This window comes from Agrobacterium tumefaciens (genome assembly GCA_025559845.1).
Lineage (GTDB): Bacteria > Pseudomonadota > Alphaproteobacteria > Rhizobiales > Rhizobiaceae > Agrobacterium.
Genome location: CP048469.1, coordinates 2300815 through 2317123 on the forward strand (window position 1 = coordinate 2300815; position 16309 = coordinate 2317123).

Annotated in this window: 11 protein-coding genes; 7 read left to right on the forward strand and 4 right to left on the reverse strand. The window is 57.8% G+C overall.

Features of this window, described 5'->3' with window-relative positions; genetic code table 11:
- Positions 1-106 precede the first annotated feature (106 nt).
- Positions 107-2095, reverse strand: coding sequence for a DNA primase (locus FY156_11735; protein ID UXS02083.1), 1989 nt, complete (start codon positions 2093-2095; stop codon positions 107-109).
- 379 nt (positions 2096-2474) lie between these two features.
- Positions 2475-2927, reverse strand: a complete 453-nt coding sequence (locus FY156_11740; protein ID UXS02084.1) for a GatB/YqeY domain-containing protein — start codon at positions 2925-2927, stop codon at positions 2475-2477.
- Between the two features lie 323 nt (positions 2928-3250).
- Between FY156_11740 and carA the strand changes: the two genes are divergently transcribed.
- The gene (carA, locus tag FY156_11745; GenBank protein UXS02085.1) at positions 3251-4456 is read left to right on the forward strand and encodes a glutamine-hydrolyzing carbamoyl-phosphate synthase small subunit; all 1206 of its coding nucleotides are present in this window, start codon (positions 3251-3253) and stop codon (positions 4454-4456) included.
- A 40-nt stretch (positions 4457-4496) separates the two neighbouring features.
- Here carA and FY156_11750 read toward each other — a convergent pair whose 3' ends face one another.
- Positions 4497-5894 carry an MATE family efflux transporter gene (locus FY156_11750; protein ID UXS02086.1) on the reverse strand — a complete coding sequence of 466 codons (1398 nt, stop codon included), beginning with the start codon at positions 5892-5894 and terminating at the stop codon, positions 4497-4499.
- Positions 5895-6240: 346 nt separating this feature from the next.
- On the opposite strand from FY156_11750, the gene FY156_11755 reads away from it, so the two are divergent.
- Both FY156_11755 and FY156_11760 read left to right on the forward strand, forming a co-directional pair.
- Positions 6241-8313 (forward strand): HAMP domain-containing protein, encoded by a 2073-nt coding sequence (locus FY156_11755; GenBank protein ID UXS03127.1) that lies wholly within the window; start codon positions 6241-6243, stop codon positions 8311-8313.
- Between the two features lie 131 nt (positions 8314-8444).
- Positions 8445-8924, forward strand: a complete 480-nt coding sequence (locus FY156_11760; GenBank protein UXS02087.1) for a DUF2938 domain-containing protein — start codon at positions 8445-8447, stop codon at positions 8922-8924.
- A gap of 36 nt (positions 8925-8960) precedes the next feature.
- Here the strand turns inward: FY156_11760 and FY156_11765 are convergent, their stop codons facing one another.
- On the reverse strand, positions 8961-9878 hold the full coding sequence (locus tag FY156_11765) for a zinc metallopeptidase (GenBank protein UXS02088.1): 918 nt from the start codon (positions 9876-9878) through the stop codon (positions 8961-8963).
- Here FY156_11765 and FY156_11770 point away from each other — a divergent pair.
- The 4 genes from FY156_11770 (at position 9877) to FY156_11785 (ending at position 16297) form a co-directional block, all read left to right on the forward strand.
- Positions 9877-10461 (forward strand): LytTR family transcriptional regulator, encoded by a 585-nt coding sequence (locus FY156_11770; GenBank protein ID UXS02089.1) that lies wholly within the window; start codon positions 9877-9879, stop codon positions 10459-10461. The genes FY156_11765 and FY156_11770 overlap by 2 nt on opposite strands.
- A gap of 155 nt (positions 10462-10616) precedes the next feature.
- Positions 10617-14102, forward strand: coding sequence for a carbamoyl-phosphate synthase large subunit (gene carB, locus FY156_11775; GenBank protein UXS02090.1), 3486 nt, complete (start codon positions 10617-10619; stop codon positions 14100-14102).
- A 112-nt stretch (positions 14103-14214) separates the two neighbouring features.
- Positions 14215-14649 (forward strand): ATPase, encoded by a 435-nt coding sequence (locus FY156_11780; protein ID UXS02091.1) that lies wholly within the window; start codon positions 14215-14217, stop codon positions 14647-14649.
- 124 nt (positions 14650-14773) lie between these two features.
- Positions 14774-16297 carry an MFS transporter gene (locus FY156_11785; protein UXS02092.1) on the forward strand — a complete coding sequence of 508 codons (1524 nt, stop codon included), beginning with the start codon at positions 14774-14776 and terminating at the stop codon, positions 16295-16297.
- The last annotated feature ends 12 nt before the right edge of the window (positions 16298-16309 follow it).

The following is a 16309-nucleotide window of genomic DNA, read 5'->3' on the forward strand; positions in this document are numbered from 1 at the left end:
CCGCATTTTGCGGGTTATCACCAGACTATCCCCTATTTAGGATGCCTGCCGCAAAAGGCAACCCCACTCGCGCCTCCAATTCGATTTCCCGGTTCGACGCCCTCACTCAACCATGCCCGAAAGCCGGCCCCTTGACGCGGCCAGACATGACACCGAAGCCGTCGATAATCGCCTCCTGATTTTCCATACGACCAATTTCAAGCTGAACTTCGGCAAGTGCACGCACAAGGAGTGTGCCGCGCTCGTCATCCGTTGCTTCGGCAATCTCGCGCTCCAGTTCCCGCTTCTGCCAGAGAAGGGACTTGGTCCGCTTATGCAGAGACAGCGCCTGAACATACCCCTCGCGAGCGTCCTCAAGCGCCGCCTGCTCGGTCGCCGTCCACAGACGCGCATTGCGAACCTGTTGATCCATTGTCTTCAACAGCGGTTCGAAATCCTGCTGCCCAAGACGCTCCACCAGACCGGCTCGCGAGATATCCGCAGCGCTTTCGGCCGCATAGGTCAGAACCGCCGACCAAAGCCTTTGAAGATCGCGGTTTTCGAAATCGATGGCGGCAATCTCGTCATATTCTTCCAGCAGGAGTTCCGGATGGTTGACGATGGTAATGGCCAGCACGCTTTCACGCAGCGACGGCTTCGTCTGGTATCCCTTGACGAGGCCGGATTGCACCAGCCTGTCGGAAATCGAACTTGTAGGCGCAGTCATGGCGCCACCCCTACCGCCAGCGCCGCGCTGGAAACCTCGACCCGAACCACCCGCACCGCCGTTGCGGCGGAATGTGTTGCCGGCGTTTCCACCTTGCTGAAAACGCGGCTGGAAGAACGCGCTCAACCGATCGCGCATATCCTGCTGGTAAAAGCGACGCACCGCCTCGTCGGCAATGACGGCCACGATCTGCCGCAAACGGTTTTCAAGCTGGGCACGTTTTTCAGGCGTATCAAAGGTTACCGACGACGTCTCACGGCTCCAGATCATCGCCGCCAGCGGCTTTGCTTCGGAAAGCACCCTATCAAAAGGCGCCCGGCCCTCCAGCTTCACAAGATCATCCGGGTCCTTGCCGTCAGGCAAAAGGGCAAAGCTCACGGAACGATCCGGTTTGATATGTGGCAAAGCGAGATCGGCTGCGCGATTGGCAGCGCGGATACCGGCGCCATCACCATCGAAGCACAGGATCGGCTGTGGCGACATTTTCCAGAGCAATTCGAGCTGGTTCTCGGTCAGCGCAGTGCCAAGCGGAGCAACGGCGTTTTCAACGCCCGCCTGATAGAGCGCAATGACGTCCATATAACCTTCAACGGCGATCACCGTGCCACCGGCGGCCTGAGAGGCGCGGCGCGCACGGGCGAAATTGTAAAGGACGTTGCCCTTGTGGAAGAGTTCCGTCTCGTTGGAGTTGAGATACTTCGCCAGCGCATCTGCGGCCATCGCGCGGCCACCGAACGCGATAACCTTTTCCCGTGAGGAAAGGATCGGGAACATGATGCGGTCGCGGAAACGGTCATAGGAAACCGGTACATTCTCGTGCACGACAAGGCCGCATGCCTCCATCTGCTCTTTCGACACACCCTTGCTGGCAAGATGCTCCTTCAAGGCATTCCGGCTTTCCGGCGCATACCCCAGACGGAAGGTTTCAATCGTGCGTCCCGTCAAGCCACGATCGCGCAAATAGGCCCTTGCCCGCGCCCCCGCCGACGTCTGGAGCTGATCCTGAAAGAACAGCGTCGCCATTTCCATGACATCCTGCAGGGAGGTGCGCTCGCGTTCGCGTCGCTCCGCCTGCAAATCCGGTTGCGGCATCGCAATGCCCGCCATGTCGGCAATCTGCTGCACCGCCTCGGGAAAGCTTAGACCCTCAAGGTCGGTGAGGAACCGAAAATGATCGCCGGAAACGCCGCATCCGAAACAATGGTAACGGCCCTTGCGGTCTTCACAGTGAAAACTCGGGCTCTTTTCCCCATGAAACGGGCAGCATGCCCAATAGTCACCGCGCGAGGTATTGGTCTTCTTCTTGTCCCAGGACACACGACGCCCAATCACATCGGAGATGTGCACGCGGTCGCGAATCTCATCGAGAAAAGAATTGGAAAAGCGCATGGGTTACCTGTTCGAGGCCAGTCTTTCATATAAGCGCACAACGGCACCGATACCAAACTTTAAGATAAAGAATTCCCGCTATTCACAGGCCACAAAACCACGGCCGCTTCGCCTTGCTCTGGCATCCGGCGAATTTGTGGCGGCGCAACATCAGCAAAAATTATGTTTTTGTAATTTGAGCGTGCGGGAACCCGGCGGTAAAACCTCACCTACAGGCAGCGCTACTTACAGATATAGCTGCTGGCGAAGCAGGTACGTCCCCCGAAAAATTACCTGCGACAGACAGTGCTCTTTATCCGCCGGAGCGCAGAGCGCCAGCAGAAAAAAGGCAGGGCAGCCCACATCTGCCCTGCCTTTATTTTTTGAGCTTGAAGTAACGTTACTTCAAAAGGTCCTTCACGACGCCGGAAGCCTTCGCAAAGTCGATCTGCCCAGGGTAACGCTCCTTGAGCGCATTCATGCATTTGCCCATGTCGCGCAGACCAGCAGCACCCGTCTCGGCGATAACAGCCTGGCAGAGTTCACGGACCTTCTCCGCCGGAATTTCCTCCGGCATGAATTCCTTGATGATGACGATCTCTTCGCGCTCCTGCGCGGCCAGTTCGGCGCGACCGGCACCGTCATAGATATTGGCCGATTCTTCGCGCTGCTTGACCATCTTGGTCAGGATTTGCATGATTTCGTCATCGCTGACAGGGTCCTTGCCCACGCCGCGATTGGCGATATCACGATCCTTGATGGCGGCCTGGATCAGTCGCACGGTAGACGTACGTCTGGAATCACGCGCCTTCAGAGCGTCCTTCAAAGCATTTGCGAACACGTCGCGCATCATTTCTTCTTCTCCTTGGGAAAGCATATTTTGCGCCGTGTGGCGCACGAACTTTCCGCCTTATTTTTTGGAACGACATAAACGAGCAAACAAGGCCCGGCAAATCAATTGCGTAAGACCTTGAAAACACGAGGGTTTAAATCCGCGTGAATCGTGAGCCTACGGTTGACCGCGTGGGCTCCTTTCGTTATTTTCCGGCACCTGCACGAGATTTTAACGAAGGGTTGAAACGCGAGGTTTTCGCGCGCCCTTGCCTGCGACCAAAAATGGCCACTTACCCCCTGCCTTTCAAGAGGCGGGGTGCGAAGCGGCAGAAACGGAACGAGATGACCGAGACAGCTCCCTGGACTACCCGCAAACCAACCGCAATGCTTGTTCTTGCCGATGGCACAGTGATCGAGGGAACCGGTATCGGCGCAACCGGCAAGGTGCAGGCTGAAGTCTGCTTCAACACGGCTCTGACAGGCTACGAAGAAATTCTTACAGATCCTTCTTACCTCGGCCAGATCGTTACCTTCACCTTCCCGCATATCGGTAATGTCGGTACCAACGAAGAAGACATTGAAGACCTGACGCCAGCCGCTCGTCGCGGCGCAGTTGGCGTGATCTTCAAAGCTGACATCACTGATCCTTCCAACTTCCGCGCCGTCAAGCATCTCGATGCATGGCTGAAGGCACGCGGCGTCATCGGCCTTTGCGGCATCGATACGCGCGCCCTGACAGCCTGGATTCGTGAGCACGGCGCACCGAACGCAGTCATCGCCCATGACCCGAACGGCGTTTTCGATATCGAAGCCTTGAAGGCTGAAGCGAAGGCCTGGAGCGGTCTTGTTGGCCTCGACCTCGCGATCGAAGCAACCTCCGGCCAGTCATCCACTTGGACGGAAACCCCATGGGTCTGGAACCAGGGTTACGGCACGCTCGGCGACGCCGACGCCAAGTATCACGTCGTCTGCGTCGATTTCGGTGTGAAGCGCAACATCCTGCGCCTCTTCGCCGGTCTTGATTGCAAGGTCACGGTTGTTCCGGCACAGACCTCGGCAGAAGACATTCTGGCTCTGAAGCCGGATGGCGTATTCCTCTCCAACGGCCCTGGCGACCCGGCCGCAACCGGCGAATATGCCGTTCCGGTCATCCAGAACCTCATCAAAAGCGAATTGCCGATCTTCGGTATCTGCCTCGGCCACCAGATGCTCGGCCTCGCCGTTGGCGCCAAGACCGAGAAGATGCATCAGGGTCACCACGGCGCGAACCACCCGGTCAAGGACTTCACCACCGGCAAGGTGGAGATCGTTTCCATGAACCACGGCTTTGCGGTCGACACGAAATCTCTGCCTGATGGCATTGAAGAGACCCACATCTCCCTGTTCGACGGCACCAATTGTGGCCTGCGCATCGTTGGCAAGCCGGTCTTCTCGGTTCAGCATCACCCGGAAGCTTCGCCCGGCCCGCAGGACAGCCACTACCTGTTCCGTCGCTTCGTCAACCTGCTGCGTGAGAAGAAGGGCGAACCGGCACTCGCAGAGCGTTGATCCGGATCGATCAAATCAGGAAATTAGAAACGGCCCGCTTTTAGCGGGCCGTTTTCATTTCATGCTTTACCAGAATGACAAAACGGATCGTCAGCAGAATGGCGGCGGTCGATAGGCCGATCAGAAAGCCGAACCAGATGCCGCGCCCGCCGAGCCCGAATGGAAAGGCCATGGTCCAGGCCAGCGCCAGCCCGATTGGCCAATAGGAAACCAGTGCCAGCATTGCCGGAATACGGGCATCCTTCAGTCCCCTAAGGAGACCGGCGGCAACCGCCTGAATACCGTCCACAAGCTGAAACACACCGGCAATCACCACAAGCCCGCTGGCATAAGCAAGCACCTCAGGCGCTTCTGGCAATTTCGCGTCGAGGAACCACTGCGCGAGGAACTGCGGAGCCATTGCAAACAGGATACCGCCGCACAATGCAATCGCACAGGCAATGACATAAACAGTCACCGCCGCCCGCACCAGAGCGGTATAATCCCGCTGGCCACGTGCAATCCCGACCCTGACCGTCGCCGCCTGAGACAGACCAAGCGGGATCATGAAGGCGATGGACGCCAGTTGAAGCGCGATGCCGTGGGCAGCCAGTTCGACAGTGCCGATTTGCCCCATGAGGATCGAAGCCGCAGCAAACAGCGTCACCTCGGCAAGGATGGTGATGCTGATGGGCAGCCCGAGACGCAGCACTTCCCACAAAGCGTGCCAGTCCGGCCTCCAGAAGCGGACAAACAGTTCGTATTGCCGCGTTTCGTCACGCGTCTGCACGTAACCGACGATAAAGATAAAACTGAAAGCGTTGACGATGACGGCAACGACGGCAGCCCCGTTCATGCCAAGTGCCGGAAGACCGAAATGGCCAAGAACCAGCGCGTAGGCAAACACGCCGTTTATCACCAGCATGATGATGGTGACATAGAGAATGATACCCGCCCGGCCGATCGCGCTGACGAGCCCGCGCAGAACATAAAAAAGCAGGGCCGGCAGAAGCGCAAATTGCGCGATGGCGAGATAATGTCCCGTCAGGGCCGCCACAGCAGGGTTCTGGCCGAGGGCGATCAAAATCCGCTCGGCATTGAAAAAGATCGGCAAGGACAGGAACCAGTAGGCGATAGCCACCCACATCCCCATGCGCAGCGACCGGCGCGCAGCCGTCGCATCGCCCTGCCCGTAGGCCTGGGCCACCATCGGCACGACGGCCACGGAGAAGCCGGAACCGAAAATGAAGACAACAAAATAGAACTGCCCGGCAAGCACCATGGCCGCCAGCTTTTCCGCACCGAGCTGACCGACGATCACCATGTCGGTCGTATGGATGCCAAGCTGTGCGAGCTGCGCACCGATGAGCGGAATGCCCAGCGCTAGCGTAGCCCGAAAATGCGAGAACCACGAACCCGTTCCAGAACGAACGGACTCTGTCATAACCGACGAAGACATTTAAATTCACCCGACTGGTAGCCGTCGCCATATTTCCGGAGACGATCAAAGCTTGATGAATAAAATATTCGCTTCCTGCGCGCAAGCGCACCAATCCACGATTAAAATTTATGCAAAACAGCAAAAAACTTGATCTATTCGGACGTAAACTTGGAAAAAATCAAATTTAACTGAATTTTACTAATTTACATTATCAGTTCGATTACCGCTTGAACGCGTATCAAGCTCGGCTGCATGACGCAGAGCGCCCCTGCCTTCCAGGCATGTTTCCCCAACGTTTCCAGAGGCGCCCTTACGTGCGCATTCGCCCCCAAGGACGTGTAGCTTGTCGAAAAAATCCAATCTGATGACGCGCATTCTGCTTGCCGCGTCCCTTCTTGTCGTCGCCGCTTTTGTGGGTTTTTCGGCCTACATCGATAGCTTGCAGCGCAAGGTCACGACCAATTCCGTAGCCGAGAACATTGAATCCTCCGGAAAGCAGGCCTCACAAAGCATTGCCAACTGGCTGAATGGTCGCATCATGCTGACCGACACGGTCGCCAAGACACTTGGCAAGCTGACCGACGATGGCGCCAAGGTACAGTTCCTGCAAAACGATGTACTGACCGGCCAGTTCATGTCCACCTACTTCGGTGACGCATCGAGCGGCAAGTTCACCACATGGCCTGCACAGCCGCTGCCGGCTGATTACGACCCGCGCAAGCGCCCCTGGTACTCGGATGCGGTAAAGGCTGGCAAGCCGGTACTGACCGAACCATACGCCGACGCCTCGACCGGCGGTCTCATCATTACCGCGGCGGTGCCCGTGAACATCAACGGTACGCTTGCAGGCGTGACCGGCAGCGACTTCTCGCTCGACACGCTCGTCACGATGATCAAGTCAGTCGACGCCGGCACGGATGGTTATGCCTTCCTCGTCAGCAAGGATGGCAAAATCCTGATCCACCCGGATGCGAAATTCGTCGGCAAGCCGATGACCGATCTCTTCAAGGTCAATACACCGGCAATTTCTTCGGCAATCTCGGAAACCGATATTGACGGCAAGGGCAAGATCACCAGCTTCATTCCTGTCGCTGGTCTGCCGTCTGTCGAATGGTATCTTGGCTTCGTTGTCGACTCCGATCTTGCCTACAGCGCGATTGGACAGTTCCGCATTGCTGCCACTGTCGCAACGATCCTGGCCGTCGTCGTCATGATCGGCCTGCTGGCCACCCTGCTCAGCAGGATCGTCATCCGTCCGGTCACGCAGATGACGGCAGCGATGGAAGGTCTGGCAGCCGGCAACCTCGACGCTGCCATTCCCGGTCAGGAACGCACCGATCAGATCGGCTCCATGGCAGCCGCAGTTGCGGTGTTCCGCTCCAATGCCCTTGAGCGCCTGCGCCTTGAGGACAATGCCGAGCACACCCGCAATCTCTCCGAACAGGAACGCAACGAGCGCGAAAGACTGGCGGCCAAGGACGCACAGGACATTCAATTCGCAGTCGATGCCCTGGCAACAGGCCTTGCTCATCTGTCAGAAGGCGACCTGAATTACCGCATCCAGACGCCATTCGTAACGCGTATCGACCGTTTGCGCAGCGACTTCAACAACTCCGTCGCCAAGCTGAACGCGGCGCTGATCACTGTCGGCCAGAATGCCCGCGCCATTGATGCCGGTGCCACTGAGATCCGCCAGTCGGCCGACGATCTGGCGCGGCGCACCGAACAGCAGGCTGCCTCTGTTGAAGAAACCGCTGCGGCACTGGAAGAAATCACCACCACAGTCAAGGATTCCGCACACCGTGCAGAGGAAGTTGGCCGTCTGGTCGAGCGCACCCGCAACAATGCCGAACAATCCGGCGTGATCGTCGGCGATGCTGTTCGGGCCATGGAAGGCATCGAAAGCTCGTCGTCGGAAATCTCCAAGATCATTGGCGTGATCGACGATATCGCCTTCCAGACCAACCTTCTGGCTCTGAATGCCGGCGTTGAAGCCGCACGCGCTGGCGAGGCCGGCAAAGGCTTCGCTGTCGTGGCTCAGGAAGTCCGCGAACTTGCGCAGCGTTCCGCCAATGCGGCGAAGGAAATCAAGACGCTGATCAACACATCGACATCGCAGGTCCAGTCTGGTGTCGACCTGGTCGGCAACGCTGGAAAGGCCTTGGAAACGATCGTCCGCGAAGTGCAGGAAATCAACCGGCACATCAACGCGATCGTTACCGCCTCGCGCGAACAGTCGACAGGTCTTCAGGAAATCAATACCGCCATCAACACCATCGACCAGGGCACGCAGCAGAATGCCGCCATGGTCGAAGAGCAGACGGCGGCAAGCCACGGCCTGGCCACAGAAGCGGCCGCCCTCAATGAGCTGCTGGCACAGTTCAAGCTGGAAGCCGAACGTTACGGCTCCGCCTCCAGCTATGGGCGCGCAGCGTAAAAAAGACGCATGAGACAAAGGAATGGCCGGAGCGATCCGGCCATTTTTATTTCAACTGTGTCGGGAAAACTCTCTTCTGCCCCAAGACTCTCCTGTAGACAGGAGATGGTAGATTTTGATGGAGGAAACGCATGTTTGAAGTGTTGTGGCGCGGCGTGTTGATGGGGATTGGCGGAACCGTCTTCATGGACATCTGGGCGATTGTCCTGCACCGCTTTTTCGGCCAGCCGGCACCAAACTGGGCACCCGTCGGCCGCTGGTTCTGGCATGTGCCGAAAGGCAGAGTCTTCCATGACAGCATCGCCAATGCCGCGCCTTACGATCACGAGCTGACGCTCGGCTGGATTTCACACTACGCCGTCGGCATCCTCTACGGCATCATTCTGGCGCTCGTGGTTCCGGCGTCGTGGTTCGCGAACCCGACTTTCCTCCTGCCCTGGATCGTTGGCATCATAACCGTCGGCGCTGGCTGGTTCCTGCTGCAGCCCGGCCTTGGCATCGGCTGGGCAGCCTCGAAAACACCCAATCCTAACAAGGTCCGTTTCCTGAACCTGGTTGCCCACACCATCTTCGCACTCGGCATGTACGCTGTGGCGCTGTTGATCCGGTAAAGAAAAGGGGCCGAATGGCCCCTTTCTGTATCTTGGTCAGATATCGGCCGAGAATGTATCACAATCCTCGACACGACCGTTCTGGAAACCACGCTTGAACCATTCCGCGCGTTGGGCCGATGTACCGTGGTTGAAGCTGTCCGGTACCACATAACCCTGCGTCTGCTTCTGCAACGTGTCGTCACCGATCTGGTGAGCGGCATTGAGCGCCTCTTCCAGATCGCCGGTCTCCAGAATGCCCTTCTGCTCGGTGAACTTACCCCAGATACCCGCGTAGCAGTCCGCCTGAAGTTCAACGCGGACCGACATGCGGTTGGCATCGACCTGGCTCATCGACTGACGGCGACGATTGAATTCCGGCAACACGCCGGTCAGGTTTTGCACATGGTGACCAACCTCATGGGCAATCACATACGCCTGCGCAAAGTCGCCGGACGCTCCGAAACGCTGATCGAGTTCCTTGAAGAAACTGGTGTCGAGATAGACCTTGCGGTCCGTCGGGCAATAGAATGGCCCGCTTGCTGCCGATGCATAACCGCAAGCCGACGACACCTGCCCGGAAAAGAGCACCAGTGTTGGCTTCTCGTAGGTTTCACCGGCAGACTGGAAAATACCGCTCCAGGTGTCCTCGGTTTCGGCAAGAACCGTCCGAACGAACGCGGTCGTGTCATCGGACGACTGGCCCTGCGGCCGCGTACCGGTCTGTTGCGTCGTACTGCCGCCATCAAGAGAAACATCACCGCCTGAAAGCAGCGTCAGCGGGTTGATGCCAAGCACCCAGCTTATCAGCAGAATAAGCAGAATACCGCCGATCCCGATACCGCCACCGCGCCGGCCAACCGGCACGCGCAATCCACCTCGCCCAAACGGATCGCCACCCGATGAACCCGACCCAGCCGACATTCCGCGCCTGTCTTCAATATTGTCTGACTGGCGGCGCCCTCTCCATTCCATGCTTTTCTCCCGGCGAAAGACCGCCTCAATAACCGCTGAACAACGATACTATAACGCATCTTGTTCCCGAAGACAGCAGAGGAGACGGTGTCTTGCGTCAGATCGCGTGGGGACGCTGGTACCAGACGGCAAAACAGAAAAACGCGAAGATGATGACGACAGGAAGCAAGGACATGAAATCCACGGGACCGGATCCAAAAACGGCAGCTTGCATGATACGCCCCGGGACGAATGTGAAAGCCCCCGCCACCACGATGCCACCGAGATATACACTCTGCATGATGCGCAAAATAGAGCCGAATTGCTACGGTTGTCAGTCCAGGATCACTATACGGATGTTGTAACCACGCGCGGGCATCAACTCGTTCTTCTGCATTTTGCAGATGCGCTGCGCGAAGTGGGCAATGCGAAGGGATTGCAGGTTCACCGATCTCACTGGATTTCAGATGCGGATGTGATGTCGCTGAAAAAACAGGCCGGACGCCTTTTCATCGTGACCCGGGACGGTTCGGAAATACCCGTCAGTCGGCCCTACAGCGCCCAAGCGCTGGCGCGCTACGCAGACCGTGTACCGATATATTAAGAGTTTCTGTCGATTCCGGAATTTATGGGGTTCCGTTCTCAAAAACATTTGCCTATAAGCCGCTTCTAGCCTGAAAACATTTGAAGTTGCGCGCCCGGCCGGTGAAATCTCACCATGGCCGATTTTTGCGCAACAAAAAAACGGAACGAGAGCCCATGCCGAAGCGCCAAGATATCAAGTCCATTCTTATCATCGGCGCTGGACCGATTGTTATCGGTCAGGCATGTGAATTCGACTATTCCGGCACGCAGGCCTGTAAGGCTCTGAAGGAGGAAGGCTACCGCGTCATCCTCGTCAACTCCAACCCGGCAACGATCATGACCGACCCGGGTCTTGCTGACGCAACCTATGTCGAGCCGATCACACCGGAAGTCGTGGCGAAGATCATTGCCAAGGAGCGCCCGGACGCGCTTCTGCCAACGATGGGCGGCCAGACGGCTCTCAACACTGCCCTCTCTCTGAAGCGCATGGGCGTTCTCGACCGCTACAACGTCGAAATGATCGGCGCCAAGCCGGAAGCCATCGATATGGCTGAAGACCGCGCTCTGTTCCGCGAAGCCATGGCGAGAATTGGCCTTGAAACCCCGCGCTCGATGCTGGCCAATGCCACCGAGATCAAGGACGCCGACCGCAAAAAGCATGAAGCAGCCCGTTCGGAACTGAAAGCCAAGCTTTCCGGCACGGACCTGGACAAGGCGCTGGACGATCTTGAAAACCAGTGGAACCTCGGCGAAACCGATCGCAAGCAGCGTTACATGGCCCACGCCATGGCAATTGCAGCTCAGGCCATCGATCACGTCGGTCTGCCGGCCATTATCCGCCCGTCCTTCACGCTTGGCGGCACCGGCGGCGGCATTGCCTACAACCGCTCGGAATTCTTCGACATCGTTTCCGGCGGTCTCGACGCATCGCCCACCACCGAAGTTCTGGTCGAAGAATCGGTTCTCGGCTGGAAGGAATATGAAATGGAAGTGGTCCGCGACAAGGCGGACAACTGCATCATCATCTGCTCGATCGAAAACATCGACCCGATGGGCGTCCACACCGGCGACTCCATCACGGTAGCTCCTGCCCTCACTTTGACGGACAAGGAATACCAGATCATGCGTAACGCCTCGATTGCGGTGCTGCGCGAGATCGGCGTTGAAACCGGCGGATCGAACGTCCAGTTCGCCGTCAACCCGAAGGACGGCCGTCTGGTCGTCATCGAAATGAACCCGCGCGTGTCGCGCTCCTCGGCTCTGGCCTCCAAGGCAACCGGCTTCCCGATTGCCAAGATCGCTGCGAAGCTGGCCATTGGCTACACGCTGGACGAACTCGAAAACGACATCACCGGTGGTGCAACCCCCGCTTCGTTCGAACCGTCCATCGACTACGTGGTCACCAAGATCCCGCGTTTCGCCTTCGAGAAGTTCCCTGGCGCCTCTCCGATCCTGACCACCGCCATGAAGTCGGTCGGTGAAGTCATGGCCATCGGCCGTACCTTCGCAGAATCGCTGCAGAAGGCACTGCGCGGTATGGAAACCGGTCTGACCGGTCTCGATGAGATCGAAATCCCCGGCTACGAAGAAGGCGAAGGCTCCAAGAACGCCATTCGCGCGGCCATCGGCACACCGACCCCGGATCGCCTGCGCATGGTCGCTCAGGCACTGCGCATGGGCATGACCGAAGAGGAAGTGCACGAGAACTCCAAGATCGATCCGTGGTTCATCGCCCAGTTCAAGGCGATCGTCGACACGGAAGCGCGTATTCGCGAACATGGCCTGCCGACCGACGCAGAAAACCTGCGTATGCTGAAGGCCATGGGCTTCTCCGATGCCCGCCTGGCAAGCCTGACCAGCAAGCGCCCGAAGGAAGTTGCCGAACTGCGCAACAGCCTGAACGTCCGCCCGGTCTTCAAGCGCATCGACACCTGCGCTGCCGAGTTTGCCTCGCCGACCGCCTACATGTATTCGACCTACGAAACGCCGTTCGTTGGCGCGTTGCGCTCGGAAGCTCAGGTTTCGGATCGCAAGAAGGTCGTGATCCTCGGTGGTGGTCCGAACCGTATCGGCCAAGGCATCGAGTTCGACTATTGCTGCTGCCATGCTGCCTTCGCCCTGAAGGACGCAGGCTTCGAAGCCATCATGATCAACTGCAACCCGGAAACGGTCTCGACCGACTACGACACCTCCGACCGCCTGTATTTCGAGCCGCTGACTGCGGAAGACGTCATCGAAATCATGCGCGCCGAGCAGGAAAAGGGTGAACTTGTTGGCGTGATCGTTCAGTTCGGTGGCCAGACGCCACTGAAACTGGCCGAGGCACTCGAGAAGAACGGTATCCCGATCCTCGGCACCGCGCCTGACATGATCGACCTCGCCGAAGACCGCGACCGCTTCCAGAAGTTGCTGATGAAGCTGGACCTCGCCCAGCCGAACAATGGTATTGCCTACTCGGTTGAGCAGGCTCGCCTCGTTGCTTCCGAAATCGGCTTCCCGCTGGTGGTTCGCCCATCCTACGTTCTGGGCGGTCGCGCCATGCAGATCATTCATTCGGAAGGCCAGCTCCAGACCTACCTGCTGGATACGGTTCCGGGCCTCGTTCCGGAAGACATCAAGCAGCGCTACCCGAACGACAAGACCGGCCAGATCAACACCCTGCTTGGCAAGAACCCGCTGCTGTTCGATAGCTACCTGACGAACGCTGTCGAAGTTGACGTCGATGCACTGTGCGATGGCGAAAGCGTCTTCGTATCCGGCATCATGGAGCACATCGAAGAAGCCGGCATCCATTCCGGTGACTCCGCCTGCTCGCTTCCGGTTCGCTCTCTGTCGAAGGAGATTGTCGACGAACTGGAGCGCCAGACGACGGCTCTTGCCAAGGCATTGAATGTCGGCGGCCTGATGAACGTTCAGTACGCCATCAAGGACGGCACGATCTACGTTCTGGAAGTCAACCCGCGCGCCTCGCGTACGGTGCCTTTCGTCGCCAAGACTATCGGCGCACCGATCGCCAAGATCGCCGCCCGCGTCATGGCTGGTGAAAAGCTCGATCCGGCGATTGCTGCTTATGGCGAAAAGCCAGATCCGCGCGACCTGAAGCATATTGCCGTCAAGGAGGCCGTATTCCCGTTCGCGCGCTTCCCCGGCGTCGATATCCTGCTTGGACCGGAAATGCGCTCCACGGGTGAAGTTATCGGTCTCGACACCGACTTCGCACTGGCATTCGCGAAGAGCCAGCTCGGTGCAGGCGTCGACCTGCCACGTTCTGGTGCAGTGTTCGTATCGGTGCGCGACGAGGACAAGGAACGCGTTCTGCCGGCTATCCGCATTCTGGTTGAAATCGGCTTCAAGGTTCTAGCGACCGGCGGCACGCAACGCTTCCTCGCCGAGCAGGGCATCAATGCCGAGAAGATCAACAAGGTGCAGGAAGGCCGTCCGCATATCGAGGACGCCATCCGTAACCGTCAGGTTCAGCTCGTCATCAACACCACCGACAGCAACAAGGCGATCTCCGACTCCAAGTCGCTGCGTCGCGCCACGCTGATGCAGAAGGTGCCCTACTACACCACCATGGCTGGCGCCGAAGCCGCCGCACTGGCGATCAAGGCTCTCAAGGCCGGCAATCTGGAAGTGAAGCCGCTGCAGAGCTACTTCTGAGCGACTGTGATATAAGAAACCGGCCAGCAGCAATGTTGGCCGGTTTTGTTTTGTCCAGAGTTTGCCGATCGGCTCGGCAAAACAATGGAAGCCCTGGTGGATGGAGGCGTATATGACGGACAAAATGGAAGTTCTGAACGAGCGGCTGTTTGACGTCGATCGCGAAACGCTGTTCCGGGCTTTCTCGGAGCCCGAACTGTTGGCGCAATGGTGGGGCCCGCATGGCTTCACCAACACAATTGGCGCCTTCGATTTCAGGCCCGGAGGCACGTGGCAGATCACCATGACGGCGTCCAATGGCACCGATTTTCACAACACTTCCACGTTTCAGGAGATCACGGCACCGGCACGCATCGTCTTCCTGCATCACGAGCCGATGCACGTTTACACGATGGAAATCGACTTTACGGAACAGGAAGACGGCACATTGCTGAACTGGCGAATGCTGTTTGACGCAACAGATGAAAATCTGGAAATCAAAAAGTTTATCGCTGCTGCCAACGAGCAGAACTTCGACCGATTGGAAGAGGTTGTCCTGCAGCGATAACAATATAAAGCGCACCAAATCACCGGTGCCTCGACCAATGCCATTGTCGATCAGGCATCTATTTTGACGTTTGCTCGTTTTCGCAGTTTCAATGAACTCTTCATGTGCACGGGAAGGCCAGAGGATGGAAGCGACACCGGAAGAAGAGCTGGCAGGCAGGCGCGAATGGATCGGTCTCTTTGTGTTGTCTATCGCCTGCCTGATCTATTCGATGGATCTGTCGGTGCTGTTTCTTGCGATCCCAGCAATCGTCGCTGATCTCGACCCATCCGCTTCGGAGCTTCTGTGGATCAACGACATCTACGGCTTCATGGTCGCAGGGTTTCTCGTGACCATGGGCACGCTGGGTGACCGTATCGGGCGCCGTCGCGTCCTGTTGATCGGCGCCTTTGCCTTTGGCATCGCATCTGCACTCGCCGCGTTTTCTTCCACATCTCAGCAGCTCATCATTTCGCGGGCACTTCTCGGTATCGCCGGCGCGACGATTGCGCCTTCCACACTCTCGCTCATCGTCAACATGTTCAGGAGTGAGGCCGAACGCAACCGTGCCATAGGCATCTGGGGCACCGCCTTCGCGCTCGGCGGCGTGATCGGCCCGCTGATTGGCGGCTTCCTGCTGCAATATTTTCACTGGGGAGCTGTATTCCTTATCAATATTCCGATCATGCTGGCGCTTCTCGCCGTCGCCCCGTTCCTGTTGCCGGAATACAAGAACAGCGAGGGTGCATCGATCGACCTCCTGAGCGTCGTTCTCTCACTCGCAACGGTTCTGCCGGTCATTTACGGCTTCAAACATATGGCAGCTTATGGGTTTCAAGCAGATCAGTTGCTCGCCATCGTGATTGGCCTCTGCTTCGGCGCCGTCTTCCTGCGGCGGCAAAAACGGCTTGAGCATCCGCTGATAGACCTGCAGCTCTTTCGCATTCCGGCTTTCAACGCCTCTCTGGTCGTTAATCTCGCTGGCGTTTTTTTCGTTTTCGGCGTCTTTCTCTACCAAAATCTCTATTTGCAGCTTGTCCTCGATCTGACACCACTTTCCGCAGCCATCTGGTCACTGCCCTCTGCGCTGGTTTTCACCATCATGTCGCTGCAAGCCTACCGGTTCACCAATAGGCTTGGTGCAGTCAAGACCGTGCTGATCGGTCTTGTCATCAACGCCTTGGGCACAGCGGTCATGGCCATTGCCGCATATAGCCAGTCGATCTACGGCATTCTTGGCGCCAGTACGCTGATCGGACTTGGTTTCGTCCCGGTCATTCTCACCACAACAGGGCTTATCGTCGGAACCGCCCCACCTGAACGGGCGGGTTCCGCATCAGCAATCTCCGAAACCAGTGCGGAATTCGGCGGTGCCTTGGGGGTGGCGCTGCTCGGCAGCCTCGGCACCGTTATTTATCGTATGTCCCTGAGCAACACCGATCTGTCGAGCCTGAGCGAAGATCAGGCCACTGCGGTCTCATCCACGCTCGCGGGTGCGGTGGAGACCGCAAAGGCAATGGGCGTGACTGGTCAGCAAGCCTGGTTGGATATTGCCCGAAACGGCTTTTCCCTTGGTTTCGCGGCCTGCTGCCTACTGGCATCGGTGACATTGTTGCTTCTTGCCGCGATTGCCAAAAAGATCTACGCCAAGGCACACATCGAAGAGTGACGAAGTGAAACA

Excerpts from the sequence above, each read along its gene's own strand:
- FY156_11780 (UXS02091.1), top strand. The coding sequence starts at position 14,215 with ATGACGGACAAAATGGAAGTTCTGAACGAGCGGCTGTTTGACGTCGAT.
- FY156_11735 (UXS02083.1), bottom strand. The coding sequence starts at position 2,095 with ATGCGCTTTTCCAATTCTTTTCTCGATGAGATTCGCGACCGCGTGCAC.
- carB (UXS02090.1), top strand. The coding sequence starts at position 10,617 with ATGCCGAAGCGCCAAGATATCAAGTCCATTCTTATCATCGGCGCTGGA.
- carA (UXS02085.1), top strand. The coding sequence starts at position 3,251 with ATGACCGAGACAGCTCCCTGGACTACCCGCAAACCAACCGCAATGCTT.
- FY156_11750 (UXS02086.1), bottom strand. The coding sequence starts at position 5,894 with ATGTCTTCGTCGGTTATGACAGAGTCCGTTCGTTCTGGAACGGGTTCG.
- FY156_11755 (UXS03127.1), top strand. The coding sequence starts at position 6,241 with ATGACGCGCATTCTGCTTGCCGCGTCCCTTCTTGTCGTCGCCGCTTTT.
- FY156_11785 (UXS02092.1), top strand. The coding sequence starts at position 14,774 with ATGGAAGCGACACCGGAAGAAGAGCTGGCAGGCAGGCGCGAATGGATC.
- FY156_11740 (UXS02084.1), bottom strand. The coding sequence starts at position 2,927 with ATGATGCGCGACGTGTTCGCAAATGCTTTGAAGGACGCTCTGAAGGCG.
- FY156_11770 (UXS02089.1), top strand. The coding sequence starts at position 9,877 with ATGCTTTTCTCCCGGCGAAAGACCGCCTCAATAACCGCTGAACAACGA.
- FY156_11765 (UXS02088.1), bottom strand. The coding sequence starts at position 9,878 with ATGGAATGGAGAGGGCGCCGCCAGTCAGACAATATTGAAGACAGGCGC.
- FY156_11760 (UXS02087.1), top strand. The coding sequence starts at position 8,445 with ATGTTTGAAGTGTTGTGGCGCGGCGTGTTGATGGGGATTGGCGGAACC.